Below are 26,451 nucleotides of genomic sequence, written 5' to 3' on the forward strand. Positions count from 1 at the left end.
TTATTCTTCCCTTGCTCCCCCTCCTTTCTCATCTCCCATTCCCCATACCCCATGCCCCATGCCCCAATTTGAATATTTTGAAAACTGTAGTCGCCAATTATGCGTTAGATAAGTTAAAGATTGAAATAGCTGGTAATTCACACCCAGCGTACCCTCATTTATCCTCTGGGACAGACTGGGCATTAAGTTCAGCGGATTTTCTCCCAAGCAGGCAGTTTATGTGAGGATTAAATCACCGCCCTAAGCGTGACCATTTATCTTGACAATTTGTAAAAGTTACCTCAATTTGACTGTTTAGCTTAGTAGCTCTTCTTTTTATTGAAATTTCCATGTCAACTCTCGTCATCGTCGAATCTCCAACCAAAGCTCGTACCATTCGCAACTACCTGCCAGCAGGCTATCGGGTGGAGGCGTCTATGGGTCATGTACGTGACCTACCCCAGTCGGCTAGTGAAATTCCCGCTGCCGTCAAAGGGGAATCATGGGCGCAGCTAGGGGTAAATGTGGACGCCGACTTTGAACCGGTATATGTTGTCCCAAAAGACAAAAAGAAAATTGTTACCCAGCTGAAAGATGCCCTCAAGGATGTAGATGAACTGATTCTGGCAACGGACGAAGACCGGGAAGGTGAAAGCATTAGTTGGCATTTATACCAATTGCTGAAGCCGAAAGTTCCGACTAAGCGGATGGTGTTTCACGAAATTACCCAAGAGGCGATCAAAAAAGCTCTGAAAAATTGCCGCAATATTGATGAGCAGTTGGTTCGCGCCCAAGAAACGCGACGGATTTTAGATCGACTCGTAGGCTATACCCTTTCTCCATTGCTGTGGAAAAAAATCGCCTGGGGATTATCTGCTGGGCGAGTGCAATCTGTAGCCGTGCGACTTTTAGTCACTAGGGAACGCCAACGCCGCGCTTTCCATGAGGGTACGTACTGGGATTTGAAAGCTAGTTTGTCAAAGGAAAAAACCCCCTTTGGTGCCCAGTTGGTAACACTGGGAGGAACCAAAATTGCTAACGGCAGCGATTTTGATGCCGCAACCGGAGAAATTACCGCAGGTCGCAATGTCTTATTGCTCAACGAAGAACAAGCGTTAGCCCTCAAGGAACGACTAACTGGGAAAACCTGGAATGTTAACGACATCGAAGAACGTCCTGTGACGCGCAAACCGTCGCCACCGTTCACCACTTCGACGTTGCAGCAAGAATCTAACCGGAAACTGCGCCTCTCAGCCCGTGACACGATGCGGGTTGCCCAGAATTTGTACGAGCAAGGGTATATTACCTATATGCGGACAGATTCGGTGCATTTGTCAGATCAGGCGATCGCAGCTGCTCGGAGTTGTGTAGAAAAGCTTTACGGTCAACAATACCTGAGTCCCCAACCCCGGCAATACACTACCAAATCCAAAGGCGCACAAGAAGCGCACGAAGCAATTCGTCCAGCAGGTAGCACCTTCCGCACCCCCCAAGAAACTGGTTTGGGTGGTCGAGAACTTGCCCTTTACGATCTGATTTGGAAGCGGACTGTTGCCTGTCAAATGGCTGATTCCCGGCAAACTCAAATTACCGTGCAATTGCAAGTCGAGGATGCTGGATTCCGTTCTTCTGGCAAACGGATTGAATTTCCAGGGTACTTACGTGCCTACGTCGAAGGTTCAGACGACCCAGAGGCAGCACTGGAAGACCAGGAAGTGATTTTACCAAATCTGAAAGTGGGCGATCGTCCCAATTGTACAGATTTAGAAGCAGTTGGGCACGAAACCCAACCGCCAGCTAGATACACCGAAGCTTCTTTGGTGAAAACCTTAGAAAGCGAAGGTATCGGTCGTCCCAGTACCTACGCCAGCATCATTGGCACGATCATCGACAAGGGTTATGCCCATTTGGTGACTAACGCTCTGATTCCCACCTTCACCGCTTTCGCCGTCACCGACTTGCTGGAAAAACATTTCCCAGACATTGTTGACCCCAGCTTTACCTCGAAGATGGAGCAAACCCTCGATGACATTGCCACAGGTGAAGCGAAATGGTTGCCCTACTTACAGCAATTTTATCTGGGAGAAAAAGGGCTAGAAACACTCGTAAAAGAACGGGAAAGTCAAATTGATGCTACCAAAGCTAGGACTGTAGAACTTGAGAATCTAGATGCTAAAGTCCGCATTGGTAAATATGGCCCTTATATTGAAGTCGAAAATGGTGAAGGAGTTGTCACCGCTTCAATTCCCAAAGACCTGACACCAGCTGACCTCGACCCCAAACAGGTAGAAGTATTGCTGCGGCAAAAAATCACAGGCCCTGACCAGGTAGGTCGCCATCCCGAAACTGGCGAACCAATTTATGTGAAAATTGGTGCTTACGGGCCTTATGTGCAATTGGGTGACAAAACCGACGAAAATCCCAAACCGAAACAAGCTTCCCTACTCAAAGGTGTCACTCCAGAAACCGTTACCTTGGAGATGGCTGTTGGTCTGTTGGCACTACCCCGAACATTAGGGGTTCATCCAGTTACCGGCGGCAAAATCCAAGCAAGCTTGGGGCGCTTTGGCCCTTATGTTGTTCACGATCAGGGTAAAGAGGGGAAAGACTATCGCTCCCTGAAAGCTACTGATAATGTATTGACAATCAGCTTAGAACGTGCATTGGAATTGTTATCCGAACCAAAAAAGGGGCGCAGTTCCACCAACAGCAAGTCCAAAGCAGCCTTACGCGAATTGGGTATGCATCCAGAAGACGGGGAAACAATTAACATCTACGATGGCCCCTATGGCCCTTATATCAAGCATGGCAAAACTAATGTCAGTATCCCAGAAGGTCAAACGGTAGAAGATGTAACCCTAGCGGCGGCGCTGAACTTGTTGGCAGCTAAGACATCGACTGGAAAATCGACTCGCAAAACGAGTAAATCAACGACTTCCAAATCTAAGTCAACTACGAAATCATCAACAACCGCTGCAAAGAAAAAGGGTACAGAAGGCTAGTGACAAGTCAAACAATTTTGGATTTTAGATTTACGCTAGCGTTGGCGACGTTCGCGCAGCGTCTGGCAGAGAAGGAGCGTCTTTTAGATTTATTTCACCCATAACAGGCGAGGTATGAAACCGAAAATTCTCTTAATCCAAAATCTAAAATCTAAAATTCCTACTCAATAGTCTATCTAAAGTCCAATTTTTAACTCTTGACCCTTGATATCTATCCTTGATAGGATACAGTTCATTAGGTTCAAGTGTGATACTCTAAAAAGTAAGGGAAAACACAACGCTAAATTTTAGAAGTGGCTTATGTCCCAAATGCGGGATTGTGTATCAGCCCGATTGGAAGCCAGAGGTGCGAAAGTATGTTTTTTTCTGCGTACCTGTTAATCAAAAATTGAGGTAGTATCTCAGGAGCGGTCAGTTCATGGACTATATAGAAAAGGTGCTGGAAAAGCTTAAGGAATTAGCTCGTAGGCTAATTGAAAGCCTATTAGGGCCAGAGGCTGAACCGGAACCGGAACTGATTCCGATTCCTGTGAACGATCGCTCGCGCCGTCGCCACTAACCCCACAGTGGTAAACTCGGCGTCACAACCCTTAAGTATTCTGGCACTGCACGGGCCAAACTTAAATTTGCTAGGACAGCGAGAACCAGGAATTTATGGTTCGCTGACACTAGCTGAAATTAACCGCCTGTTAGAAGAAGAAGCATTCAAATTACAGGCGAAAGTTTTTCCTTTGCAGTCAAATCATGAAGGAATTTTGGTAGATACTATTCATGGCGCGTTAGGGCAACATCAGGGAATTCTGATTAATGCAGGAGCTTACACCCACACAAGTGTGGCCTTGCGAGATGCGATCGCTGCTGTTAACTTGCCCACAGTGGAAGTACATCTAAGTAACATTTACCGCCGGGAAGAATTTCGCCATCATTCTTATATCGCTCCAGTTGCGATCGGACAAATAAGTGGTTTTGGCGTTCAAAGTTACTTATTGGGCTTGCAAGCTTTGATAGATCATTTAAGAGTTAGGAGTTAGGAATTGGTAGTTGGTAGTAAAGCTAGGAATTAGTAATATTTCATTAACTCCTCACTTTTAACTACATAATTTATGCGTTACTCTCCTATAAGTCGGTTTAAAGGAACTTTACTTGGGGCATTCCTGGGAGCAAGTTTAGCTCCTAGTGGTAAAGTACAGTTTGAGAGTTCCCTAGATTTAGGAAGAATGGCGGTTCTGGGTATCCAGAGTTTGATTGCCTTGGGTAGATTAGATTTAGATGATTGGATAGAGGGTCAGCAAGAAGAATCTCCTCATTTAGTAGCAACTGATGACATCTCTATAAAAATAATTATTGCCACATTACCAGTAGCACTTTTTTTTCACGAAAATCCAATTAAGCTCCGACAAAACTTGCTGCGTGTACTAAAAATCTGGGAGGACGATCCAGTAGTCAGGGATGGAACCCTAGCAGTAGGATATGCGATCGCTCTTGCCTTAACTGAAAAACTTGACCCTCTAACTCTTATCCCACAAATAATTTCTTTTATCGGAGAAACACCGACATCAATACCAAAAAAATTATTAAGAGTCCAGAATTTATTAGAGCAAGGAGCCGGATTATCAACGGCGCAAGCTGAGTTTGCTAAGGAAGAAAAACTCAGTAACAGTATTGCTATGGCATTTTACTGCTTTTTGAGTACCTTAGAAGATTTTCGCCTGACAGTTTTACAGGCTACTCACAATAACAATTCTCAAGTGCAAGATGCTACGCTTCTAAATTCACAGGCTACAGGTGCAATTACTGGTGCTTTGTCGGGAGCATATAACGGGACAGGTGGAATTCCCGTAAATTGGCAAGTCTTGCTCTTGCAGAGGAATTCTCCAATATGGGGACTAACTAGCTTTTCTCAAGTGTTAGAATTGACCGATGCATTTGTGGGGGTGTGGTCAGGAGTGTATAATCTTACCTTAAACCCAAAAGAGTTAACAGAAGAGGGATGTGAGGTGGCTTTGCTTTCAGTTTACGCAGCCCCTCGCGTTATTCGGTCGCGTTAATCTTAAATTAACCAAATAAGGGGTTAAAGGTAGGCAAACTTCCGCCACAGTTGTATTAGTCTCATATACTAGAATTTTTCAGTAAACCCTTGGACTGATTCTGTAGCTAGGTATTGTGGCAAATCAGCAATAAAAAAGCCCCCGCCACCGACTTGCAGCCGCAGATCGAACTTTCCTGATGATTGTCTTTTTTTGAACTATCAAAGTTGGCAATTGCAGGCAGAGATAATGAAAATGCATAAATTTTTGCAGTTCTTGAACCAGCAATTGACTCACTGGCGGCGACAGTACAAAACACTACGCCGTAAGGGAAAGTTAATGAGAAGTCCCAAAGGTAAAACCCATAGAAGGGAACTTTTAAGGACTATGCTCAAGAATGTATTCCTGTTTTTATCAAAAACCAATGAGAAAAACGAACGCCGAAAACAAGAAAGAGCGCTAAGGTCAAAGGCAAAATCTGTTAACATTAAGAGTAATATTTGTACAGTCGGTTTAGATTGGGCATATAAACAGCGTTACTCGGTGATTTTGGCGATCGCTGTAGTGTCCCTCACAGGTATTATTGGACATAAATTATACAATCAGACTCAAATCCAAGTAGGACATCCCGCACCCCAAACGATTACAGCGCCTTACACAGCTAGCATTGAAGATCAGAAAAAAACCGAAGCCGAGCGCAAAGCCGTCAGCACAAGCTCCTTACAGGTGTTGATGCTTGATGCGCGAATCAACGAAAAAATCAACGAAAATTTGCAACAACTTCTAGATGATGGCAACGAAATTCGCGCTGTTGCTGGAGCTTTTCCTTTTTTTGATCCTGTAGTTTTATCCATCTCTACCCAACGTTACCTCCGCTCTTGTTCTGAGTTGGAATGGCAAGCACTGCTATCAGCTGTAGAAAATAGTAAAAATCAGCAGCAGAAGGGAATTGGACAAACCACCGCTTCATCCCGTCCATCATCCATAGCTGCACCCAATCAGAAACGCCAGCCGCGCATCACATCCAAATCTGATTCCCAGAGTCTAGAAAAAACAGAGCCAGTAGATTTTTCTCAAAACACTGATTTTACTCAAGCTGTAGCAGAACTAGAATCTTACCGCCTCACAACTTCTGAGAAAAGCTTGTCCTTAGTGATTGCCGAAATTTCCCAAACACGTCAAAGATATATCCAAGCCACTGCCAAACTTTTAAAGTTAGAGACTGTTAACCGCGAAGCAGTATATGAAGAATCTCTACTTTTGGATTTATCAGATGTGGAATGGGAAAAAACCCAAATGGGAATCCATCAAAGTCTAGAGCGGATTCTCACGCAAGGCATCCCACAGGGACTGCCAAAAAATATCTTGCAAGATGCGGTGAGTTTACAATTACAGACTTTTGTACCAGAATCCGCTGAAACTTTGGCAAAAAATCTGTTGTTAGCTGTACTCAAGCCGAATCTGCAAAAAGATGAAGAACAAACCAGACAAAATGCTCAAAAGGCGGCGGCTGGTGTGCCACCCGTGATGGTGAAGGTACGGCATGGTGAGGTGATTGTCAAAAAAGGAGCGCAGATTACTGCATGGAACTTTGAGGTGCTAGAGCATTATCGCCTGATTCGCCGGGAGGTGAGGTGGCAGGAGTTGGTGAAGTTAGGAGGCGTGATTGCGCTCGCTATTGGCATTTTTGTCTGGGTAGAACGCCATATTGAGTACGAATTGCGACAACGCGATCGCCTGTTGGTGTTATTGCTAACTCTGAGTGTGCCAGGAGTAATCGTCATCGGATTGCCCTATACCACCTGGAGCGCCCTTGGTTTATTGTTGGGAAGCTTTTACGGCCCGACTTTGGGGTTGACAGTTGTCGGCCTGCTGTGGCCGATATTAGGTATTAGCTTGGATATGAGCAAGGCTGCGCTTTTAGCTGGTGTTGGGGGAGGAATATTAGGTAGTTACATTGCCCAACGATTGCGATCGCGTGAAGAGTTGGCTTTATTAGGCGTTGCGATCGCCTTAACTCAGGGTGGCATTTACCTTATTGTTAAAATCTTAATTGGTCAAGTATTTGGTTCAACCTGGTATATTGTCTTCCAAGAAGCGGGATTATTTGCTTTATCCGGCTTAGGCTGGAGTGTTGTAGCTTTAGGCTTGAGTCCTTATCTAGAAAAAGTTTTTGATTTAGTTACCCCAATTCGCCTAGCAGAATTGGCGAATCCTAACCGCCCTTTATTAAAACGACTTGCGACTGAAACTCCGGGAACTTTTCAACATACTTTACTTGTGGCTACTCTTGCTGAAGCTGCTGCCAAAGAATTAGGATGCAATGTTGAACTAGTCAGAGCTGGGACATTATATCACGATATTGGCAAAATGCACGACCCTCTTGGCTTTATTGAAAATCAAATGGGGGGGCCGAATAAACATGATACAGAGATTAAAGATCCTTGGAAGAGTGCAGAAATTATTAAAAAGCACGTAACTGAAGGGTTGGTAATGGCGCGTAAACACCTTTTACCTACGGCGATTCAAGCTTTTATTCCAGAGCATCAGGGAACGATGCTGATTGCCTATTTCCATCACCAAGCCCAGCAAATGGCTCAGTCAGATCCAAGTTTAACTGTAGACGACGCAGACTTTCGCTACGATGGGCCAATTCCCCAATCACGGGAAACCGGAATTGTCATGTTAGCAGATTCTTGCGAAGCGGCGCTGCGATCGCTGCAAGCATCGGCTAAATCTGCGGGAGAGAAGCGATCGGTTAAAGATGTCTCTACTGAACAAGCTTTAGCAATGCTGAATAATATTCTACGTGCCAAGTGGCAAGACAATCAACTCGTTGATTCAGGACTAAAACGGGAAGAGATGTCACAAATTGCTCAGATATTTGTGGATGTTTGGCAGCAATTTCATCACAAACGGATTGCTTATCCTAAGTTGAAGGCTAGTAGCACTGGGCGGAATTCGTAATGTGATGTCTACGCCTACGCACACCTGCTAATAATGTTGTTAAGGAGTTAAACAAAAATGGCGACTTTAACTATTCGTTTACCAGACGAAAAACACAACAGATTAAAAGAACTTGCTCAAGCTAAAGGCATAAGTGTAAATAAGCTGATTGAAGAACTTTCCACCATAGCTTTAGCAGAATTTGATGCCAATACCAGATTTAAAGCAATGGCTGCAACTAGCAACCCAGAAGAAGGCTTAAGAATACTAGCTAAACTTGATGCCCTGACTGAATAGAAATACCAGTTTTTCTAGGGTAGCTCTATTAATTTAGCGATCGCTTTCATATTTTCATCCACCGTAACCTCAACTTACCCAAAAAAATCTAGATTATCTCTCTGTCGTAGGGTCAGTATTGTGGGTGTATAAGGAGTTTTTATAGTTTTTTATTTCTATAAATAATTTAAATTTTTCTCTATATGTAAAAACATATTCAAAAGTTTTCTTAATATTCAATCCCTAATTCTCATTACATCGCACACCAGCCAAGATAAAATTAACTGCTGCTTGAGTATGTTGTTCAATCATTTCTGGACTTAGTAGTTGCAAATCGGGTCTAGTATGCTTGATGTTTTCGTAAGCGTTGAAGTATAAATTACAAACCCCAACAATATGCAGGGTAGTGAAAAATGGATCGAGTTGACGGAAACAACCTTCTGCCATCCCCCGCTCTAAAATCTTGATGAGATAGCTAAAATTTTCTTGCCAATTCCCCTCTTTGAAATACTTTCCCTGATTTTGGTTTGCTTCTTGGAACCAAAGCATTCCTCTATGCGGGTGAGCAGCTTCATAAGCGATCGCTTCTTTGACTAGCAGTTTCAAAGCTTCCTCTGGTGGTAACTGATCCAGATTTAGCTGCCCAAACCCTTCGTGCATTTCCACCACCGGACGTTGCAGAACAGCTTGGTATAGCCCTTCCTTGCTCTGGAAGTAGTAGTAAATCATCGCTGTAGTGACACCTGCACCTCTAGCGATCGCCCCTGTCCGCGCCCCTTGAAGTCCATTTCTGGCAAACTCCGCTTCCGCCGCATCGAGAATCTGCTTTTTTGTCGCTTCTGCATCGCGCACCTGACGCGGCTTTTTAGATGAGAATTTTGACTGCGTTGAACGACCCACGTTACTCCATCATCATAACGAAAATATATTAACTAAAAACTTGGTTAGTAATTGACATATAAGATGAAATTTATTAAATTAATACTCACTAACTAAAAAATTAGTTAGTTGCAAAAATTATCCATGCAGTAGCCGAAGTTAGCCGATCAAATGCTCGGTAGAATTAGTTCGTCCATTGCAGACAAGACTTTAGTTATCCCAATTTACATACCAAAAAGTTATGTAGAACAGGCGACACCAGCTTGTCTACAACTTTTAAGTTTCAAGATTGCGTTACCTTTTGCTAAGGCATCTAGCGACTTTTCAAAAAATTACCAAGATTTTGGAGGGAAAATGGAACCAATTTTACCTGGTGCGCCTTGGTTAATCACGCACAAATCTACATTGGGAGTGAATAAACCCAATAAAATCACATTAAATGGACAGGATTATGTTATTTGGCAAAACCAAAAAGGCGAAGTGTTTGCCCTTGATAACATCTGTCCGCACATGCAAGCACCCTTATCAGACGGCTGGATTTGTCAAGAAAGAGATACTATTACTTGCCCTTTTCATGCACTAGAATTTGATGGACAGGGCAGACTACAGCAAGGAGATAAAAAAGACACTCAGTCAATTAACAAAGCATTAGAGCTAATTATTAGCAATGATTGCATCTGGACTTATGCTGGATTTGAGCCAAGATTGCCCATTCCAGATTTATATCAAAAAATTGTCGATAATTACGAGTTCATCGGAGTAACTGGGGACAAAAGTATTCAGGGTAAATTTTTGACTAATCTGATGGTTAATTATGACTATAACCACCAAAATGGTACTCATAAAGAACTATTTAAAATTACATCTTGTAATGTAAGTCATTTTGAAGAAAAAGGATACTATGCCACAGTTAAACAAGAACTGACGAGGGCTAATAACACGCTAGGAGAAATTCTCAAAAATCCTATTTTGGGAATCTTCCCTAAAAAGCTTGCTAACACACTCGAATATGCTTTTCCTTCAACTACAGCTTTTTTTGCTAAAACGCCTATTGGTGATATTGCTCAAATTCATATTCTCTACCCTGAAACAGAAAAAATCACCAAGACGTTTATTTTGATGTATGCCAAAGTCGTCAATCCTTTGATGAAGTTTCTGTTTAAAAACTCAGTTTTACAAGCAGCGGCTACAGTTATTGAGCAGGATACAAGCGCTGTCGAAACCTTGTATCCTCGACAAAAACCAAAAATTAGATTGCCAAATGAAGAGATTATGTTCTACGCAGAAAAACTCTACCACAATTGGTAATTTTGATTTGCAAAGCCTAACTGCCCTTTACAATTAAACTGTAGCTAATTCCTGCTGGAGGTACTCAAATATGCGGCAGCTAAAATCAGCCGAGGAAATGCCTGGTAGTTATGGCTTGCCCATCTTGGGGGAGACTTTAGAAATATTTCGGGATTTAGAACTGTATCTATGGCGAAGATTCCAGCAGCATGGTTCAGTTTTTAAGACGAGCGTCATGGGATACAAACGTGCTTATCTAATTGGCCCTGATGCTAATCGGCTGGTGCTGGTAGAACACAAGCTGAAAATATGTCGTCGCGGATCGGTTGGTATTTCTTAGAATCAACATTTGGCAACAATATTTTATTACAAGATGGGTCGTCCTTTATTTGTGCCTGTAGTTTGTTCGATAAAAAAAAGGCGATTTCGGGACTGACGTACTCCAGCTCTGCGTTGTTTACCGCCGTAGGCATCGCACTGTTTTTTCGATTCCTTCCAAAGTCTCTAACTCGGATGGTGATGTATTTTTATACAGGATTGCCGCGATTTCTTTTACTGCTGCTTGTAACCGTTCTTTTTCTTCGGGGGTTATGCCTATGGTTTAAGTAAGTATTGTGTTCTCCCCATACTACACTCATGAATCAGTATTTCTGCAAAAATGGGATGCTCCCTATCTAACTCGCTAGAGACATTCAAGACTTTAAATAAAAATAGATTGGCAAAACTTCAGGTTCGAGGATTTAGTCACCACCAGCATCACAACTACTACCCCCATCAGATCCCCCACTATCGCAACTGCTTGAGTCATTACTACTTCCATCGCCAAAACTTACAGCATCTAAAGAATTCCAACTAGTATCTGTGTCATGAGAGTAGTAGCTAAAATTAGTTATATTTGTTTTGTAGGAACTCTTTTGATCCAATAAAATATTTAAAAGATAGGGTAGCAAGAACGCACCAATAAAACCTAGTGATATCAAGATGAAAATAATTAGGGTAAAAAAGCGATCGAGGTGCATAGCTTTTATTTTTTGGTGATGTTTTAAAATTATTCAGCAAAAAGTAAGTCTTCAGTATAAACTTCAGTGCCATTAAGCCTGATTACGAATTTCAATCTTAACTAAATTTATCCTTTTAGTCTCCGAATTTCAATATTAACTGTAACATCATCAATCTGACAAGCTAACCGCGCATTAGGATAATTAGCTGCTAAAGTCTCCAGCATTTCCTGTTCTTCAGGTTGAGGAGGAGGAATATCACCAATAACCTCAACCAAACAAGTTCCACAAATACCAGTCCGACAAGCAAATAAAACAGGTGAATTCTGAATCGTGAGATGTTCAGACAAACTTTGATGACATTCCAAAATTATAGGAACAAAATCACTTCCAGGAAAGGATATCTTACATAATTCAGCCATAATACGCAATAATTTTACCTAAACAACACTCTTCCATTCCTCTCTGCGCCGTTTACTGAGCGTAGTCGTTGGCGCAGCCTCTCGTAGAGAAGTACTGCGTATCTGCGTGAGCTAAAAATAAATCCTCTTTATGTTCAAAACCTTGAAAAGCTTTTTGCTGAGTCGCCAAATATCGATAAATTGAATTAGTAGCCATCAGTGACATATCCCGATTACGTTGCCAAAGATAATCGAGTTTTTCAACATACACCTGATAGGATTTCATCGCCTCCTGATGAGTTGAAAAACTGCGCTGCAATCCTTCCGACTCCTCGGTAAAACAACAGCGCATCATTTCTTTGGCATCCTTGTCACTCATCTCGAAAATTGGCGATCGCAACACCTGATAAATTTTGCTATACAGCGCCGGATCGTACCAAAAAATCCCGTTAATCGCAGCAGAAAAATGAAAATGATCGCGCTGACATCCCAGCAATCCTAAATTAGCAACTAGTCGCTCATAAGCAGTCGGTGGCTTAAGACAAGTGATAACATCATGAGATATAATTGTCGAACTATTGAAGTGAAAACTTTCATCCATGAAGTGATAATACGAGACTTTAGCAGGAATGGGAGCAGCTTCAGGATGGGGATGTTTTTGATAATAATTGCTAAGTTTGTGCTGTACTAACTTGCCGTTTAGTGTCCGAACTCCCCGGACTGTAAAATACTGACAAGCCAAAAAAGTATTATTTGCAGAAATTAGCCCAAAGTATTGAAGTTGAATTTTTTTCCACCAAGTTTTTAGAGCATTGGTGTCAGCATAAACCATCGTTTCTGTAAAGGGGCCGCGCATGGGATAGGTAAAGAGAAGTTCCCCAAACAACGCTTGTTCAACCTGTTTGGCAATTGTGCGGAAGGCGTTAATGTGCGATCGCTCTTGGGCGGATTCCAAATCTAAGGTATCGCAGATTAAGCGAAAATCTTCTTGGGCGTAAAGTCCTGCTGCACTGGTTTGATTGAAAAAGATAGTTGCAATTTCCGCAGAAACAATTTGTGAGTAGTAAGCTACCCAGTAAAGTTGGTTCAAAATTATACGCTGATGTTGGCTGGACTGTTCCCATAAAGGTGTACCATATAGCAGGGAAAATTCCTCTGGGTTCCAATACTCGTTTTGACAATCTTCATAGCGAAAATTAGTAACTGCTTCATCCATTAAAGCAGTGTGATCTTGCTGTTTGTTGCGGGTGTGGTTAATTTGTAATTTGCGATGAATAGTTTTTTCCATATCTGTCTTTATTTCACGCAGAGATAAGATTAATATTTATTACACACATTGATAGGCGGGGAGTGGTTCAAAGGCTCCGCGTTCTTCTAAATGTTGCAGGATAGACTGGGCTGATGTTCCCCCCATGAGCGATCGCAATATTTGTAATCGCGTTCCGCTATGAGTCTCTGTATCTAGTTCTTCTAAGATTTGGATTTTTTGCGATCGCGTCAAATATCCTTTCACTTGTTCGACTGCTGTTAGTACGCTTTGTGGCCCCACCTGTACCATAAATAAAAACTGTGCCAATACATCGAGAATTGTTGTTTGACTGAATGCTGAAACAGTAATTTGATTAAACAAGGTGGTTCCCGTAGCGTGATGACGGGATTCAGATTGTAAAAAACTGGAAAAAAGTTCTGCTAAAACTGGATAGTGGCATTCCTTTGCTAAACGCCGATAATGGCTTAAACCCCATCCTTCTAAAACGACTTGCAGCACAAACAACAAAACTGTTTTATCTGCACTTTCAACAACTTCTGATAGTAAGCGCAAAAACGGATCGTCTGTATTAATTACTTCCATTTGTGGTAAAAAATGGCTAATTTGGTGAAGGTGGGTAGCTTCATCAGCCGTAAACAAACCATAAAGGATTCGTTCTTCAACTGTTTCGGCTAATAGTACCATTTTTGCCATGTAGCCAACGCCTGCTTTCTCAATGAAATATGATTCTTCTAACAGACTGCGGTTAGAAAGTTCCAGAATAGCAGATTGTTCATTAATATTAGATTGTTGAAAAAGTTTTACTTTATGTAAGTTAAAAAATTCAGTATACCAATAATTTAATTGTGGGTAATTATCATAATTATTCTGATTGGGTAATGCTGCGGTTAATATTCGTCGTAAACGGTCATCGGAATCTGTGTGTGGTAGATTAAAACCGACAATGTTATATTTTGAATCCATGTTCAGGGCTAGGTGTTGATAGGGTTTGAATATTTGGATAATTAACAGTTTCCCAAGTTCCCCAGGTTAAAGCTTTCTGGTGATTAACGTGCTGAATAAATTCCAGAATAGATTGATCTGCTTTAGTGGGTGTCTTTAAATCAAACTGAATTGTTTGAAATACCTGTGTATCCCCTTTGGCGAAGTAATTACCAACCTGCTGGGTTAACCATAACAAACCACGATTTAAAACCCATCCCCAAAATCCCGGACGCTTGGGAGTGACTAGGATTGTTTGCCCTTCTGTTTTACCACCTTCTATCATTCGCAGTGTAAATATAATGTAGAAATGCAGAAAATCCGGGCCTAGCGTCACAGTGCCAGTGCTACCATACCAGTAACACATACTATAAGTAACTTCGTTGCGATATAGAGGACGAATCAGGCGAATTAACCAAGAATCATCCCCTCCCCATGTAGTATTGCTGAAGGTAATAGCGTTAGGGTTGAGGTTTTGAGAATCAAATACAATCTCTAAAGGTAAATTGTGTACTGTATTGAAATGGTGAGCATCAATCGCATTAATTAGTAAGACATTGGGATGGCAGTTTTTAACAAACCGAGTCCCCAATATATAATCACAATCTGCCTGTTCTAATTCTGGCACAAAAGGCAGTAAACTTGGCTTTTCTTCTCCCACCCAAATCCAAATCATGCCGTACTTTTCTGCCGTATGCCAAGTTTTAATACAGACAGATAGCGGTTTTCCGAGAGAAGGAACATCTATACAAATTCCGCGACTGTCATACTTCCAATTATGAAAAAAGCAGCGAATTCCATCACCTTCTACCTTACCTTCTGCCAAATGTGCGCCCATGTGTGGACAATAAGCATCTATAGCTACTACCTGACCACTAACTCCCCGATAAATTGCCAGATTTCTACCTAGTAAAGTTATAGCTTTTACCTTGGCAATTTTTAATTTTTTTGATGCTAATGCCCAGTACCATCCCTCTATAAATTGTGTCGGATTGTTAAAGTTTGATTGTTGGTTTGTAGATACCATAAAAGTTAAATGAGAACACAATCTTGCACAAATTGCAACGATGATTCTGACTCCCACATCCGTTTTCCAGCACGAGTGAGATTGTCATAGTTAATTTCAGTTAAACAAACTAATTCATCCCCTAATCGATAGCCGGGGTTTTTTTCTTCAAAAAATTGTATATGGGGGTTAGTCTGTCTTCCTGTAGGGATTTCAATTAACCCCTCACAGAGAATTTGGGGATGCGGAAAATTGACGATACCAGTTAATTCTTGGTATAAACTACCATAGTATTCGCGTGCTAAACTCACCATCAGATTTGTTACATCGGCAGGTGTTGTAACATCATAACGCGGATAGAAATCTTGCCAAAAAGTAGGGAGAAAACGATAAGTGCGAAAACCAGAGCAAATTAGCAGCCAGTAAAGTTTATTTTCTGCATAGTGTTGACGCAGAAAATTGATGGCGGCAATCCAACTACGTGGTAGTGTTGTACTCGACCAAGCACTAGGATCAACAATAGTGTCGCCAGAATACACCACACTAATTTTTTCCCCCAAAAAAGTTGTTTGGCATAACATCAGAGTTGAAAATCCTTTGAGTGCGTTGGATGTCTCATCTCTCAACAACAAAGCCCAGTTTTTGCGCTCTAGATCCATTTGAAACCCATCCCAGGTTATACCTTGGAAGTGATTTTGCAGCAACGCATACATGGCGATGCGATCGCTTGGCTGCAAATTTTGAACAGGAATCAGCAAACTTTTCATTACTCGTAAATTACTTAGATTCGATTTGTATTATATTTAATTAAAACTTTATCGACCATTATGGTAAATTTACGGTGTAATGTGACAGATTCCAGAATGGTTATTTACGCTACAATTCCGTATTCACATCTTGCACCTTTTGAATCAGAGTTGATGTAAATCACGCACTCTACAAAATAATTAAGATGTATTTAGATTGAGAAACAAAACGCAACATTACCAAAGCTTTTGTTGGATTACGCGATCGCTAATCTAACCTACTATTCTACACCCCTATTTTTGGACCATCGAGACGGTTTTAGCTGATTTACATACTCCATATATTCAGCTAATGGACGATCGATACTAAGCAGTAATTTCGGATTAAAGCGAATATTGTCGTAAATTTTACCATCCTCATCTCTGAGCATATAGTAAGCTAACCGAGTACAGAATAACAAAAACTGACTTTGCAGATATCCCACAATACCTTGACGTTTTTCAGTTACATAAATCGGTTGAATTCTCGTTCTTCCAGGTGCAATTGGAGTATAAGCATATATCATAAACAGTGGCGGAAAAAGCCTGACATCTTTCATCATTGTTAACAAACCAATGCAACCATGAGCATAACGCATTGAATACTGATATGTAGAACCAAGAAATCTTTGACCTAACTTTTCTCTCCAAGTGGTTTGAGGGAATTTTCCCTGCATTGTAAAGTCAATTTGTGTCCCTAATTCGCTGCGATCTAGCGACAGTTCCATTTTGATATCTAAATGATGAATTGTTTTTAAATGTTGAGCATCAATTCCATTCATCATACAAATATGATGATGGCAACTTCTTTCAAATGCAATATCAGCTTGTGCAACAATTTCCTTATCTTTCAATTCATCAAAATCAGCCACTCCCTCTGGTGCTTTAGCATCTGGATAAATCCAGATAAATCCATACTTTTCTTCTGTTACATAAGCCTGTAATTTAGCTTGACTAGGAATTTCTGATTGACAGGGAATATTTTGACAAAGCCCTGTTTCATCAAATGCCCAATGATGAAATGCACAACGAATCAAATTACCATCAACCTTCCCAATTCCTAAATCTGTCCCCAAATGAGGACAGTAAGCATCTAAAGCCCGCACTTGCCCATCTTCACCTCTAAAAATGGCAATTTTCTGACCGCATACGTCTACAGATTTTGCTATTTTTCTGGGGATTTCATGACTAGGACAGGCAATATACCAACCCTTACCAATTACATTCCAATTATTGAAGATTTGCATAATTGTTTGATAGATAATTATTTAATATTTCTTGTCGTTGGCGAATATCATCTCGATATTTACCCGTCAAAATTCTAAATAACATTTTACCTAAAGAATAAGAAGCCCGCCAAGAAAATACAGCATCTTGTAAATCTATATGGCTACGCTCAAATAAAAAATGCCCAGTTAATCCGAGCAATTGAGTTAACGGTAAGCCCAAGAGCAACCAAAAGTTTTGCAACTTCCAAGTATAAAAAAGTAAACTGTAAAAAAACAATATTCCTAGAATGTGTAGAGTAATATTAATTGGATGTTGATGTTTAACAATAAAAATGTCCCAATAGTCTGTAAAAGGATGATCTAAAATTTGATTATTAATCAGATTTATCAAACTTTGTTGAGGATTAGAATTCATATCAAAACCTTATCAATTTTCACTTTTTTGCATCACAAATTTTACTCAAATATACTTTAATAGTCATTATCAGCTACACAAATACCTTTACATTTAATACCATTCGTAGCAGTGCGCTGACAATGAAAACATAGAACTTTTTCCTTTTCTGTTTCTTTATTTATGTTTATACTAGTGCTTTCCTGTAGCTTGTCTTTGTCGGTCTGAAGTTTTACATTCATAAAAAGATAGGAATTTTTCACGGTTTAATATTTCGTCGTTTTTTTTCTGACCATTATTTAAGCAGAGGTTTGCACTGAATCATAAGGCTGGATCAAAATCTCAGCCGGAATACCTAACTCTTGATTTAACTTCCGAATCATCTCCAAGGTCAAGGAGCGTTTACGAGATAGTATCTCAGATACCCTAGCTCGACTGCCAAGACATGATTTCAAATCACGACGAGACCAGCCACGGGTATCCATGTAGTATTGAATTGCTTTGATAGGATCGGGTTTTTCAATAGGAAAATGTGCCTTTTCGTAAGCTTCTACTAAGGTACTCAGCACATCTAATCGATCGCATTCAGGGGTATTAGGGACGGCATCAAACAGCAACTTAATTTCTCGAAGAGCTTCCTGATAGTCGTCAGCTTGGGTTCTAATTGGACGTAATTCCATACATCAACCTCTATTTAGATAGAGTCACTTCAAGAGATACTAACTTTTATCCCGAATTAAGCCTAACATTCCTAATCAGCGATCGCACTTTTTACCAAATTTAGAACTATTGGTTATTTTCCAATAATTGTGCTGCACTATAAAATGGTTCTCCTTCAAAATTTAAGCACTCCAACTTTTTCAAAAGTAAATCCTTCAAATCCAAGTGATTATGCTCGACAAGAACACATCGTAAATCATAACCATCCATCAAAATAATTGATTTATCGTAATTCTGCTTTAGTAATGGGCATACATTTTTTGACCAACCATTAATTGACAGAAACAAGCCTAATGTCTGCTTACCCGATCTACTAATTTTACCATAAAGGCTATCAAGTTGCCGTATATCTGTTAGACTTTGAGTCCATTTGCATTCAACTAAGTAGTACCAGCTTTCAAGCTTAAATGCACCGTCTATTTGTTCACCACCTTCATTCCTCTTAAAGCTCTTTTGAGTTGGGATCTCATAAAGAGAAAAAATACGTTCTAGTAAATCTTCAAGTAAGAATCCTCGTTTATTTTTATCTTCCGGATTTGTTAAACCTGCAAACTTATCGAATTCTGACAACAGCTTAGATAGAAGCAAAGAAAATTGCTCTTTCTTTAAATAATCTTCATCACATTTTCTTGCAATACCTTCTTTTAATCTTTCAGCAATTTTTTGACATTCGTCAAACAAGTTTTTATTTTCATAGCTAACAACTTGATTAGATATTAACTTCTTCGTACTCCAATATTCTAAGAATTTTTCTAGTAACTGTCCTACTATAGGATTAGGTTCTTCTTTCCAAAATTTTCTTAATCGATTTGCTTTTGAGCCACTTTGATAATTATATTTTTCATCATATATATCGATGTTCAAGCTTTCTAAGATAAATTCCTGAAAGGTTCTGTTTGAAAAATCTAGTATATAACCACCACCCATTTCGAGCAGCTTTTCTAACTTAAGTTTTTCAATACTTGTTAAGTCTGACATTTTGTATCGAATCTAAAAGTAAACATGAAAGTTATTTGTCTGTCTATGCTTTGTTTTTGCTGACATACCTCGAAAAAGTTTTTGTCAGGTAAGTTTTGATTAAGCTTTTTTCTTGCTCAATTGAACTATAACCTAATTATCGAACCAGAACTAAGATTTTTAGCATAATGCTAAACTCTCAAACTTATCTTTGCGCCTCTGGTCTGTGCGTGACATACTTCAACAAGGAGACAAAACAGTTCCCAACTTTTCACGCCCCAGGCGATCGCTCACCTTGCCCACACAAAGAAGCTGAATCCCATTAATATAAGTTCCCTTTCATAGGTATATTATATCGATATATCAGATATGATATAAAATAGTATGGGAGATCAAAGTAAGCCTTTAGTTTGGTTACATGGTGAAGTTAAAACCCCACCTTTCACTCAAGAAGCACGCATAGAAGCGGGTGTTCTGCTCAGACAATTACAGGAAGGTGAATTCATTGGGTTGCCACATTCACGCCCTATGCCAAGTATAGGAATTCGCTGTCATGAATTACGTATTCGAGATGCAGATAAAAACTGGAGAATCATTTATCGAATTGATGACGATGCAATCTTGATTGTTGAAGTCTTTAATAAAACAACGAGAACAACATCCAAGAAGATAATTGAGGTTTGCAAAAAGCGTCTGAGCAAATACGATACCGATCAACAGGAGTAATATGATGGATCAAGCGAAGAGAGAACGTTTGGAATCTAAAGGCTGGAAAATTGGTACAGTTTCAGATTTTTTGGAGTTAACACCCGAAGAAACTATCTTGGTTGAAATTAAGCTAGCTCTCAGCCAAAACTTGAAGGAGCGCCGACAAAAACTGATGACTCAAAGTGAACTCGCTGCTAAGATTAGTTCCAGCCAACCTCGGATTGCTAAAGCAGAAAATGGCGATGCTTCAGTATCAATTGAATTGTTGATCCGGGCAATGTTAGCAACAGGTGCAACCCCTCAAGATATTGGGCAGGTGATTGCTGGTGTGGGGTAAAAGCAATTCAATGCTCCCCTCTCAAGCCTCCGCGTGAGATAATTCAAGCAGGAAACAAAACAGTTCCCAACTTTTCACGCCCCAAGCGATCGCTCACTTTCCCGCGACAAATAACCTGAACCCCATTAATATAAACCCCTTGTACAATCTCATCCGAGCCACGCTTAACCATCCGAGGTTCACCATCTAAAACGGGATCTGATATCTGCACTTGGGGGCTAATTGGCTGATTTAAAGCATTGGGATCGAGTAAAACTATATCCGCTTTCGCACCAACTTTAAGAACTCCCGTATCAAGACGAAACCAACCAGCAGGTTCTCCCGTAACCCGGCAAATCGCAGCTTCAGGTGAAAGGAACTTCGTTGCAACTGCTTGTTTAAGCAAAGACAAAGCTCCATCATAGTAGCCCAGGTTACGGACGTGAGCGCCAGCATCGGTAAAACCAGGCAAAATATGAGGATGCTGCATCATCGCTAAACGGGGTTTTAGGCGATCGTTTGCTCCTGTAGCTACCCAGCGTAAATCTGTGTCGTATTTTTGTAATGCGTGGATAAATAAATCCACTGGTTCTTGTTGCTTTTGACGAGCAATTTGGGCAAAACTTAACCCTTGCCAACTTGCTTCAGGACAGTGAATAACTTCCATCAAATCTAACCGACGATGGAATGATTTACGCCGTTTACTCAGCCATTCTTGGCGAAACTGACGACGAAAAATTTCTGATGCCCATAGTTGTTGTCTTTCTTCTCGTGACTGACAGCCATTGAGTTGTGCGCCTGTGGAGAATTCTTCAAATAAGGGAGTCACAGATCCATCAGAGTAAATAGTGAAGGGTTCGGTAAGGGTTTGAAAGCGCACATTACCATTTAGAAGCCGATTCCAAATAAAAAGTAGGGGGGAAAATATTCGCCATAGGTGGCGATCGTGTACGGCATCTAAGGCTGAGAGGACTGTTAGCCGCAGTGGTTTTTGTCCAATTCCTGAACCCATCCGCAGAATCTCTACAAAGGAAGCAAGTCGTTGTAAATTGGGTGTGACTTGAAAAACGCGATCGCACCGCCGACATAAATTCGCTAACATTGCATATTCATTAAATTTGGCGTGTTGAGAGGGAATTGTGCAGCCTTGCCATTCTCCACTCATCCGATGCCAGGGAAACATATCAATAGAAATGCCAATAAAGCCAGCGTCTAAAGCATCTCTGGCTATACGCTGCATAAGATTTAGTTCAAATTTTGTCGGCTGAACCGTTAAGCTGCGTTCTAATCCCATCACATAAGCGCGTAAAGCACTGTGTCCAAACATTGGGGCAACATTGGGGCCAAGGGGTAACTGTTGCAAATGCTGTAAATATTCTGCTGGTGTCTGCCAGGAAACCGACTTTTGTAGCCATTTTGCAATTAGCCGATGGGAAAGTGTCTCTACCCTCTGAAAAATATCAGCCAAGATTTGGGGTTGGGCGATTGCAATAGACAAGCTACAGTTACCAATAACCACGCTGGTAACACCATGACGCACTGATTCGCTCAATCCTGGTGCGATTTCTAACTCTAAATCGTAATGAGTATGAATGTCGATGAATCCAGGTGTCACCCATAACCCAGAACCATCAACCACTTCACGCGCTGGGGTAGTTAAGGAGGGTGCAAGGCTGACAATCTGTCCGTTTTGAATGCCAATATCTCCGCGAACAGGTGGAGAGCCTAAACCATCGAAAATTAACCCGTTTTGAATCAGCAAATCTAACATGATTTATTCCCTTGGCTTCCTTGCAAGTTTTAGGGTATGGCTTTGAAATTCTCTAGCACTTTATCAATAAAAAGTTTGTTTATCTTAGCCTCATATCTTCTAATTCTTTAATTCCAACTTCAGCGTGTGTAAGGTTGCTGTAATAAGGTCAGGTATAACCCTGTAATGTTTGATGTTGAAGGTACACCTCTGCCAACCGCGCAAGTGGCAATCAAAGCATCAAGTAAGCCTAAATTATCTGATCGCTTGATGGATCGAGCAAGCGGTGTTTATAAGCGCAATGCCAAAGGAGTTGCTATTTTAATTGGAATATTAGTTGCCTTTTTAACTAACACTGATACATTTCACTTGGTTAAAAGACTGTCACAGGATTCGGTTATCCGCTCTACCATTACTCAAAGTGAAAGTCAAAGAATCGATTATATTAACATCGAGAAGCCAGAAAGGAGATTGAAAAGCTATTAGGAAATTCTTCTATACCGATTGGATGGCAAAATATTAATCAACAGTTTGAGTTATTAGATACGACGAAATAAAATAGAGTTTACATCAGAATTTCACAGGTTTTTAAATTAATTTGCGGTTGGATAGTGAGTAGTTTTGCTATTGCTATGGGTGCGCCTTTTTGGTTTGATATCCTGAATAAAATTATCAATGTGCATTGGAAACAAGTTAAAAGTAAGCAAATTTTGTCAATACCTATTTTAGCATAAATATATCTGCATTGTGCTGGTTTGCTAGGATGATTTGCTTCCAAAAAATTATGTGAAACTCAGTTAAGACAAATACTTGAGTAATTGTAAAAAACCGTGAGCAGCAGCCGTAAGACTAATCGAGATCGTGAACTTTTGGCTACAATTAATTGCTCAGAATGTGAGCTTTATTACCCGGTTATATCATGTCCGGTTAAATAGTTATGATTCCCACAGTCATTGCACCCCACCCCCAACCCCTCCCCGCAAGCGGGGAGGGGAGACAAAGCATAGCTTTGGCGGGGTGGGGTTCTTCGGGTTTAATAAGTAATCAAGCGGACATGATATAAAGAAGGGAGCAGCGATTCATGTAGAGCAAGTATTCACGGATAGCTTTTCTCTGAGAGACCGTCTGGTACATCTTGGTTCTGGCACAAAGAAAACTCCCTTTATTACCCTTCGTCTGGTTGAAATTCGTTCAGGAAAGACATGGCATTCTTATTTAACGAGTGTGCTTGACCCTACAGTTATACCACCCTATGTTGTGGCTGATTTATACCGCCGAAGATGGAGAATTGAAGATGCTTTTAATACTGTAAAGCGACTTTTAGGTTTAAGTTACTTATGGACTGGTTCAATGAATGGCGTTCAATTGCAGATTTGGAGTACTTGGTTATTTTATGCTGTATTGGTCGATTTAGGTGATGCTGTCGCCGACGAACTGTCTCTACCTTGATTTCTTTTACTGCTGCTTGTAACCGTTCTTTTTCTTCGGGGGTCATGCCTATGGTTTAAGTAAGTATTGTATTCTCCCCATACTACACTCATGAATCAGTATTTCTGCAAAAATGGGATGCTCCCTTTCGACTGGAGGCGAAGCAGGGATTGCTCCCCTCCTGAGTTCTTTTTCAATTCTATCTATCTCTTCACCACTCCTTATCTAGTAGGGATTCAAATTCAGCTTGTAAGGCGTTTATATCTGCCAACCTTGTGACTAGTAAATTATCCTTACCAGCATCATTTAAACGCACTTTCCAATAACGAATACTGTCTGAGTTATTCAACCAAAACTTAATCACCGTATCTACGACTTGATCCAGATTCCAATCCCACTTTGCTGGAACTGACTCTACCGATTCTAAAAACGTATCTAGGGTACACTTATGCATTCCCAAGTATTCCACACCTTGGTGGGGTGGTTTTTGCCCATTTTGCTGTTGCTGATTAAAAAACTGCAAAAGTGGAGATATTCCGACAATATCAAAAGTGTATTTCATGCCAGTACTCCCAATTTTATATTACTTACAGGAAATATTTAGTTTTTTCTATTTCTAAATTAATATCTGGAAAGAAACTAAAGCATCTGCAAAAAGTGCAGTTTTGATCTATATCATAGGCGTTAAACCTCAGCTATAAATTAGCAGTGACAAGCATTGAGTGCTAATATTTATTTAAGAGTTTGATTGATTAATAAAAAGTTTCAAGCATTAATTCCGGGATGTATATATCTTTAATAATTATTTAATTAGTTACGTTACGGCTTGTAAAGATTAGATCCTGTCTAACCCATATTTTTAAGGCTTGTGATGATAAATAAAGTGGCTGTGTCATGAAATCAGCAGCCCAACACGTATGCTAAATGCTATCAAGTCTGCCAACCAAACCGCCTTTATGGAGCGATCGCACCTAAAATGCAGATGGGGTCAAGTCAAAGGAATATAAACCAAATTCAATTGACGGTGCAGTTTTAAAAGTGTCACTTACTAGACTCGCCTTTTGATTGAAGCAGTGATAATATCTAATTGTGTGAGGAGCAAGTTAAAAATAAAAAGCGTCTGGGGTGGAAACACGGCAACACTCCCAGGCGCTTTTTAATTGGTACACAGAAAAAAGTCTTTGCAGATAGATTCACTGAAACCTGATTGCTATGCATCGGATGTAGCAATAGCCCAATCTAAAATCTAAAATTCCTTAAGTTGCACCAAATTCAGTTTGTAAGGCTTCATCGTTATTATCAGCGATCGTTGCCACAATGGTAATTAGCCGGGACACTTCGCCAGGAGATAACTCTGCTAAGGTGCGTGTCGATATTACAACCACCCGGTTTTCGATAATACCGAAACGCGCTTCAAAAGTGCTGGAGCAGTTTAACTCCAAAAGATACCGCATCAGCTTAGGTTCATTTTTTGCAGGTAAATTTAGCACCGCAGACCAAACCGTTATGGTGTCTTCATCGCTTGTCCCGTTGAGTTGGACAAATACTTCTACACTTCCGTACTTAAATTTCCAAAGATAACCACCCTCTGGAGTGTGGCTAACCATCGCACTATCATCTTGTTCCAAAGAATCGATGACATTTTCAATTACCTCCAGATGATTAATGCCTGTCGTCTCGGCGATTAGCTGATTAATGGATTCGTCATTAGTTAGAGTTTCTGGGTAGCTTGTCATACAGATTTTTTCTCAACAAACTTGCTGTTTTATCTACACATACTTTATAACTTGTGGACGTAGTTGTAGGGGCAATTCATGAATTGCCCCTACTGATTGCATATTTCTTCCCGCCACCATCTGGTATGATTCTGGAAAAATGAATGATGATCGCGCTTAACCTACATCATCATGGGCAAAGCGGTTAAAGAGGAAGTCTAGGGCATAGTTACGCAGTTGGTAGTATTGGGGATCTTCCATAATGCGGCTGCGATCGCGGGGACGAGAAAAAGGAATTTCCATAACTTCACCAATTTTCGCATGAGGGCCGTTGGTCATCATTACCAATTTATCTGCTAAAAATAGCGCTTCGTCGATGTCGTGGGTAATCATCAGCACTGTACAACGGTTATCGCCCCAAATTTTCAGCAATTCTTCTTGTAATTCTTCTTTGGTGATGGCATCCAGCGCCCCAAAAGGTTCATCTAAAATTAAAACTTTCGGACGAATCGCCAAAGCACGGGCGATAGAAACCCGTTGTCTCATCCCGCCGGACATTTGCATTGGTTTCTTTTCCATTGCATCAGCCAGTCCCACCATTGCTAAATGATCGCGGACGATCGCTCTTTTTTCAGCTTGTGGTTTGTTGGGATAAACGGCGTTGACAGCTAAGTAGATGTTTTCAAAAGCAGTCCGCCAAGGTAACAGGGCATAGTTTTGGAAGACAACCATTCTGTCTGGGCCGGGCTTGGTAATAGGTTCTCCTTCCAGCAACACTTCCCCGGAGGTGGGAAAGTTAAAACCGGATACCATGTTTAGTAGCGTCGATTTGCCACAGCCAGAGTGACCGATGACGCAAATAAACTCGCCCTGTTCAACGTTGAGATTAACGCCGTCGAGTACGGTGAAGGGGCCTTTATTTGTGGGATAGACTTTGGTAACGTCTTTAATTTCTAGAAAAGGTCTGCGGTTGGTGGTTGCAGGGGCGAATGGTTTTCCTAGTGTGCTTGTAGCTGTTGAGTTGCGGTTTTGCATGGTATTTGGGGATTAAAAAGCTTAATTTAGGCGATGTGCAAATGAATATTCCGATCTTTGTTCTTCTAAGGGCTACCGTAGTCTGAAATAGCTGATTAACTAGCGTTTTACCCCACCCTAACCCTCCCCTTGCAAAGGGGAGGGAACTAGATTTCTTGTTTCCCCCCTTGGAAAGGGGGGATTAAGGGGGGTAATTCGATTTGTGTGTAGAAGGGGATAGGGGGTTAGGTCTTTTGCTGGTTTTTTCAGATGATGTAAAAAGTCAGATCGTTAACGGAGATAAAAGGTGGATTCATCCAGTTCAAATACTCGTTAACGGAGATAAAAGGTGGATTCATCCAGTTCAAATACTCGTTAACGGA

General features: G+C 40.8%; 26 protein-coding genes and 1 pseudogene. 12 read left to right on the forward strand and 15 right to left on the reverse strand.

Annotated elements, in window-relative coordinates; genetic code table 11:
- Nucleotides 1-329 precede the first annotated feature (329 nt).
- The 6 genes from topA (at nucleotide 330) to V7K53_RS26455 (ending at nucleotide 8,251) form a co-directional block, all read left to right on the forward strand.
- On the forward strand, nucleotides 330-2,981 hold the full coding sequence (gene topA, locus V7K53_RS26430; RefSeq protein WP_335200477.1) for a type I DNA topoisomerase: 2,652 nt from the start codon (nucleotides 330-332) through the stop codon (nucleotides 2,979-2,981).
- A 418-nt stretch (nucleotides 2,982-3,399) separates the two neighbouring features.
- Complete coding sequence (locus tag V7K53_RS26435) at nucleotides 3,400-3,540, forward strand: hypothetical protein (protein WP_012410890.1); 141 nt, start codon at nucleotides 3,400-3,402, stop codon at nucleotides 3,538-3,540.
- A gap of 7 nt (nucleotides 3,541-3,547) precedes the next feature.
- On the forward strand, nucleotides 3,548-4,012 hold the full coding sequence (aroQ, locus tag V7K53_RS26440) for a type II 3-dehydroquinate dehydratase (RefSeq protein WP_335200478.1): 465 nt from the start codon (nucleotides 3,548-3,550) through the stop codon (nucleotides 4,010-4,012).
- Nucleotides 4,013-4,084: 72 nt separating this feature from the next.
- Nucleotides 4,085-5,029 carry an ADP-ribosylglycohydrolase family protein gene (locus V7K53_RS26445; RefSeq protein ID WP_335200479.1) on the forward strand — a complete coding sequence of 315 codons (945 nt, stop codon included), beginning with the start codon at nucleotides 4,085-4,087 and terminating at the stop codon, nucleotides 5,027-5,029.
- A 228-nt stretch (nucleotides 5,030-5,257) separates the two neighbouring features.
- Nucleotides 5,258-7,975, forward strand: coding sequence for an HD family phosphohydrolase (locus tag V7K53_RS26450; protein ID WP_335200480.1), 2,718 nt, complete (start codon nucleotides 5,258-5,260; stop codon nucleotides 7,973-7,975).
- Nucleotides 7,976-8,032: 57 nt separating this feature from the next.
- Complete coding sequence (locus tag V7K53_RS26455) at nucleotides 8,033-8,251, forward strand: toxin-antitoxin system HicB family antitoxin (RefSeq protein WP_094350301.1); 219 nt, start codon at nucleotides 8,033-8,035, stop codon at nucleotides 8,249-8,251.
- Nucleotides 8,252-8,473: 222 nt separating this feature from the next.
- Here V7K53_RS26455 and V7K53_RS26460 read toward each other — a convergent pair whose 3' ends face one another.
- Nucleotides 8,474-9,130, reverse strand: a complete 657-nt coding sequence (locus V7K53_RS26460; protein WP_335200481.1) for a TetR/AcrR family transcriptional regulator — start codon at nucleotides 9,128-9,130, stop codon at nucleotides 8,474-8,476.
- Nucleotides 9,131-9,463: 333 nt separating this feature from the next.
- On the opposite strand from V7K53_RS26460, the gene V7K53_RS26465 reads away from it, so the two are divergent.
- Both V7K53_RS26465 and V7K53_RS26470 read left to right on the forward strand, forming a co-directional pair.
- Complete coding sequence (locus V7K53_RS26465; RefSeq protein WP_335200482.1) at nucleotides 9,464-10,417, forward strand: Rieske 2Fe-2S domain-containing protein; 954 nt, start codon at nucleotides 9,464-9,466, stop codon at nucleotides 10,415-10,417.
- A 70-nt stretch (nucleotides 10,418-10,487) separates the two neighbouring features.
- Entirely contained in the window at nucleotides 10,488-10,736 is a 249-nt protein-coding gene (locus V7K53_RS26470) for a hypothetical protein (RefSeq protein WP_335200483.1), read from the forward strand.
- Nucleotides 10,737-11,136: 400 nt separating this feature from the next.
- Here the strand turns inward: V7K53_RS26470 and V7K53_RS26475 are convergent, their stop codons facing one another.
- From V7K53_RS26475 to V7K53_RS26520, 10 genes are all read right to left on the reverse strand, one after another.
- Nucleotides 11,137-11,415: a hypothetical protein gene (locus tag V7K53_RS26475; RefSeq protein ID WP_335200484.1), complete on the reverse strand. Its 279-nt coding sequence runs from the start codon at nucleotides 11,413-11,415 to the stop codon at nucleotides 11,137-11,139.
- Between the two features lie 107 nt (nucleotides 11,416-11,522).
- A complete protein-coding gene (locus tag V7K53_RS26480; protein WP_335200485.1) occupies nucleotides 11,523-11,816 on the reverse strand; it encodes a 2Fe-2S iron-sulfur cluster-binding protein in 294 nt (97 codons plus the stop codon).
- Between the two features lie 52 nt (nucleotides 11,817-11,868).
- A complete protein-coding gene (locus V7K53_RS26485) occupies nucleotides 11,869-13,083 on the reverse strand; it encodes a P-aminobenzoate N-oxygenase AurF (RefSeq protein ID WP_335200486.1) in 1,215 nt (404 codons plus the stop codon).
- Between the two features lie 39 nt (nucleotides 13,084-13,122).
- Nucleotides 13,123-14,028, reverse strand: coding sequence for a ferritin-like domain-containing protein (locus V7K53_RS26490; RefSeq protein ID WP_335200487.1), 906 nt, complete (start codon nucleotides 14,026-14,028; stop codon nucleotides 13,123-13,125).
- On the reverse strand, nucleotides 14,012-15,073 hold the full coding sequence (locus V7K53_RS26495; protein ID WP_335200488.1) for an aromatic ring-hydroxylating dioxygenase subunit alpha: 1,062 nt from the start codon (nucleotides 15,071-15,073) through the stop codon (nucleotides 14,012-14,014). The genes V7K53_RS26490 and V7K53_RS26495 overlap by 17 nt, the downstream gene beginning before the upstream one ends.
- A 5-nt stretch (nucleotides 15,074-15,078) precedes the next feature.
- The gene (locus V7K53_RS26500; RefSeq protein WP_335200489.1) at nucleotides 15,079-15,819 is read right to left on the reverse strand and encodes a hypothetical protein; all 741 of its coding nucleotides are present in this window, start codon (nucleotides 15,817-15,819) and stop codon (nucleotides 15,079-15,081) included.
- A 260-nt stretch (nucleotides 15,820-16,079) separates the two neighbouring features.
- Nucleotides 16,080-17,084 (reverse strand): aromatic ring-hydroxylating dioxygenase subunit alpha, encoded by a 1,005-nt coding sequence (locus V7K53_RS26505; protein ID WP_335200490.1) that lies wholly within the window; start codon nucleotides 17,082-17,084, stop codon nucleotides 16,080-16,082.
- Entirely contained in the window at nucleotides 17,068-17,481 is a 414-nt protein-coding gene (locus V7K53_RS26510) for an Mpo1-like protein (RefSeq protein ID WP_335200491.1), read from the reverse strand. Before V7K53_RS26510 ends, V7K53_RS26505 begins: the two co-directional genes overlap by 17 nt.
- 278 nt (nucleotides 17,482-17,759) lie before the next feature.
- Complete coding sequence (locus tag V7K53_RS26515; protein WP_335200492.1) at nucleotides 17,760-18,140, reverse strand: helix-turn-helix domain-containing protein; 381 nt, start codon at nucleotides 18,138-18,140, stop codon at nucleotides 17,760-17,762.
- 106 nt (nucleotides 18,141-18,246) lie between these two features.
- Nucleotides 18,247-19,158 carry a hypothetical protein gene (locus tag V7K53_RS26520; protein WP_335200493.1) on the reverse strand — a complete coding sequence of 304 codons (912 nt, stop codon included), beginning with the start codon at nucleotides 19,156-19,158 and terminating at the stop codon, nucleotides 18,247-18,249.
- Between the two features lie 363 nt (nucleotides 19,159-19,521).
- On the opposite strand from V7K53_RS26520, the gene V7K53_RS26525 reads away from it, so the two are divergent.
- Together V7K53_RS26525 and V7K53_RS26530 are read left to right on the forward strand one after the other, a co-directional pair.
- Entirely contained in the window at nucleotides 19,522-19,863 is a 342-nt protein-coding gene (locus V7K53_RS26525; RefSeq protein WP_335200494.1) for a type II toxin-antitoxin system RelE/ParE family toxin, read from the forward strand.
- Nucleotides 19,864-19,867: 4 nt separating this feature from the next.
- A complete protein-coding gene (locus tag V7K53_RS26530) occupies nucleotides 19,868-20,182 on the forward strand; it encodes a helix-turn-helix domain-containing protein (protein ID WP_196511215.1) in 315 nt (104 codons plus the stop codon).
- Between the two features lie 43 nt (nucleotides 20,183-20,225).
- On the opposite strand, the gene V7K53_RS26535 is transcribed toward V7K53_RS26530, so the two are convergent.
- Nucleotides 20,226-21,932 carry an N-acyl-D-amino-acid deacylase family protein gene (locus V7K53_RS26535; RefSeq protein ID WP_335200495.1) on the reverse strand — a complete coding sequence of 569 codons (1,707 nt, stop codon included), beginning with the start codon at nucleotides 21,930-21,932 and terminating at the stop codon, nucleotides 20,226-20,228.
- 165 nt (nucleotides 21,933-22,097) lie between these two features.
- On the opposite strand from V7K53_RS26535, the gene V7K53_RS26540 reads away from it, so the two are divergent.
- Nucleotides 22,098-22,397: a hypothetical protein gene (locus V7K53_RS26540; RefSeq protein WP_335200496.1), complete on the forward strand. Its 300-nt coding sequence runs from the start codon at nucleotides 22,098-22,100 to the stop codon at nucleotides 22,395-22,397.
- 573 nt (nucleotides 22,398-22,970) lie between these two features.
- A pseudogene (locus V7K53_RS26545) lies at nucleotides 22,971-23,357 on the forward strand (transposase); the annotation flags it as partial.
- Between the two features lie 193 nt (nucleotides 23,358-23,550).
- On the opposite strand, the gene V7K53_RS26550 reads toward V7K53_RS26545, so the two are convergent.
- From V7K53_RS26550 to V7K53_RS26560, 3 genes are all read right to left on the reverse strand, one after another.
- The gene (locus V7K53_RS26550; protein WP_335200497.1) at nucleotides 23,551-23,901 is read right to left on the reverse strand and encodes a hypothetical protein; all 351 of its coding nucleotides are present in this window, start codon (nucleotides 23,899-23,901) and stop codon (nucleotides 23,551-23,553) included.
- Between the two features lie 694 nt (nucleotides 23,902-24,595).
- Nucleotides 24,596-25,075 carry a YbjN domain-containing protein gene (locus V7K53_RS26555; RefSeq protein ID WP_335200498.1) on the reverse strand — a complete coding sequence of 160 codons (480 nt, stop codon included), beginning with the start codon at nucleotides 25,073-25,075 and terminating at the stop codon, nucleotides 24,596-24,598.
- Nucleotides 25,076-25,231: 156 nt separating this feature from the next.
- The gene (locus V7K53_RS26560; protein WP_335200499.1) at nucleotides 25,232-26,089 is read right to left on the reverse strand and encodes a nitrate ABC transporter ATP-binding protein; all 858 of its coding nucleotides are present in this window, start codon (nucleotides 26,087-26,089) and stop codon (nucleotides 25,232-25,234) included.
- Nucleotides 26,090-26,451: the final 362 nt, after the last annotated feature.

Source organism: Nostoc sp. (genome assembly GCF_036917355.1).
Lineage (GTDB): Bacteria > Cyanobacteriota > Cyanobacteriia > Cyanobacteriales > Nostocaceae > Nostoc.

Coding starts and splice junctions, on each gene's coding strand:
- topA (WP_335200477.1), top strand. CDS start 330: ATGTCAACTCTCGTCATCGTCGAATCTCCAACCAAAGCTCGTACCATT.
- V7K53_RS26435 (WP_012410890.1), top strand. CDS start 3,400: ATGGACTATATAGAAAAGGTGCTGGAAAAGCTTAAGGAATTAGCTCGT.
- V7K53_RS26445 (WP_335200479.1), top strand. CDS start 4,085: ATGCGTTACTCTCCTATAAGTCGGTTTAAAGGAACTTTACTTGGGGCA.
- V7K53_RS26450 (WP_335200480.1), top strand. CDS start 5,258: ATGAAAATGCATAAATTTTTGCAGTTCTTGAACCAGCAATTGACTCAC.
- V7K53_RS26455 (WP_094350301.1), top strand. CDS start 8,033: ATGGCGACTTTAACTATTCGTTTACCAGACGAAAAACACAACAGATTA.
- V7K53_RS26465 (WP_335200482.1), top strand. CDS start 9,464: ATGGAACCAATTTTACCTGGTGCGCCTTGGTTAATCACGCACAAATCT.
- V7K53_RS26470 (WP_335200483.1), top strand. CDS start 10,488: ATGCGGCAGCTAAAATCAGCCGAGGAAATGCCTGGTAGTTATGGCTTG.
- V7K53_RS26475 (WP_335200484.1), bottom strand. CDS start 11,415: ATGCACCTCGATCGCTTTTTTACCCTAATTATTTTCATCTTGATATCA.
- V7K53_RS26480 (WP_335200485.1), bottom strand. CDS start 11,816: ATGGCTGAATTATGTAAGATATCCTTTCCTGGAAGTGATTTTGTTCCT.
- V7K53_RS26485 (WP_335200486.1), bottom strand. CDS start 13,083: ATGGAAAAAACTATTCATCGCAAATTACAAATTAACCACACCCGCAAC.
- V7K53_RS26490 (WP_335200487.1), bottom strand. CDS start 14,028: ATGGATTCAAAATATAACATTGTCGGTTTTAATCTACCACACACAGAT.
- V7K53_RS26495 (WP_335200488.1), bottom strand. CDS start 15,073: ATGGTATCTACAAACCAACAATCAAACTTTAACAATCCGACACAATTT.
- V7K53_RS26500 (WP_335200489.1), bottom strand. CDS start 15,819: ATGAAAAGTTTGCTGATTCCTGTTCAAAATTTGCAGCCAAGCGATCGC.
- V7K53_RS26505 (WP_335200490.1), bottom strand. CDS start 17,084: ATGCAAATCTTCAATAATTGGAATGTAATTGGTAAGGGTTGGTATATT.
- V7K53_RS26510 (WP_335200491.1), bottom strand. CDS start 17,481: ATGAATTCTAATCCTCAACAAAGTTTGATAAATCTGATTAATAATCAA.
- V7K53_RS26515 (WP_335200492.1), bottom strand. CDS start 18,140: ATGGAATTACGTCCAATTAGAACCCAAGCTGACGACTATCAGGAAGCT.
- V7K53_RS26520 (WP_335200493.1), bottom strand. CDS start 19,158: ATGTCAGACTTAACAAGTATTGAAAAACTTAAGTTAGAAAAGCTGCTC.
- V7K53_RS26525 (WP_335200494.1), top strand. CDS start 19,522: ATGGGAGATCAAAGTAAGCCTTTAGTTTGGTTACATGGTGAAGTTAAA.
- V7K53_RS26530 (WP_196511215.1), top strand. CDS start 19,868: ATGGATCAAGCGAAGAGAGAACGTTTGGAATCTAAAGGCTGGAAAATT.
- V7K53_RS26535 (WP_335200495.1), bottom strand. CDS start 21,932: ATGTTAGATTTGCTGATTCAAAACGGGTTAATTTTCGATGGTTTAGGC.
- V7K53_RS26540 (WP_335200496.1), top strand. CDS start 22,098: ATGTTTGATGTTGAAGGTACACCTCTGCCAACCGCGCAAGTGGCAATC.
- V7K53_RS26550 (WP_335200497.1), bottom strand. CDS start 23,901: ATGAAATACACTTTTGATATTGTCGGAATATCTCCACTTTTGCAGTTT.
- V7K53_RS26555 (WP_335200498.1), bottom strand. CDS start 25,075: ATGACAAGCTACCCAGAAACTCTAACTAATGACGAATCCATTAATCAG.
- V7K53_RS26560 (WP_335200499.1), bottom strand. CDS start 26,089: ATGCAAAACCGCAACTCAACAGCTACAAGCACACTAGGAAAACCATTC.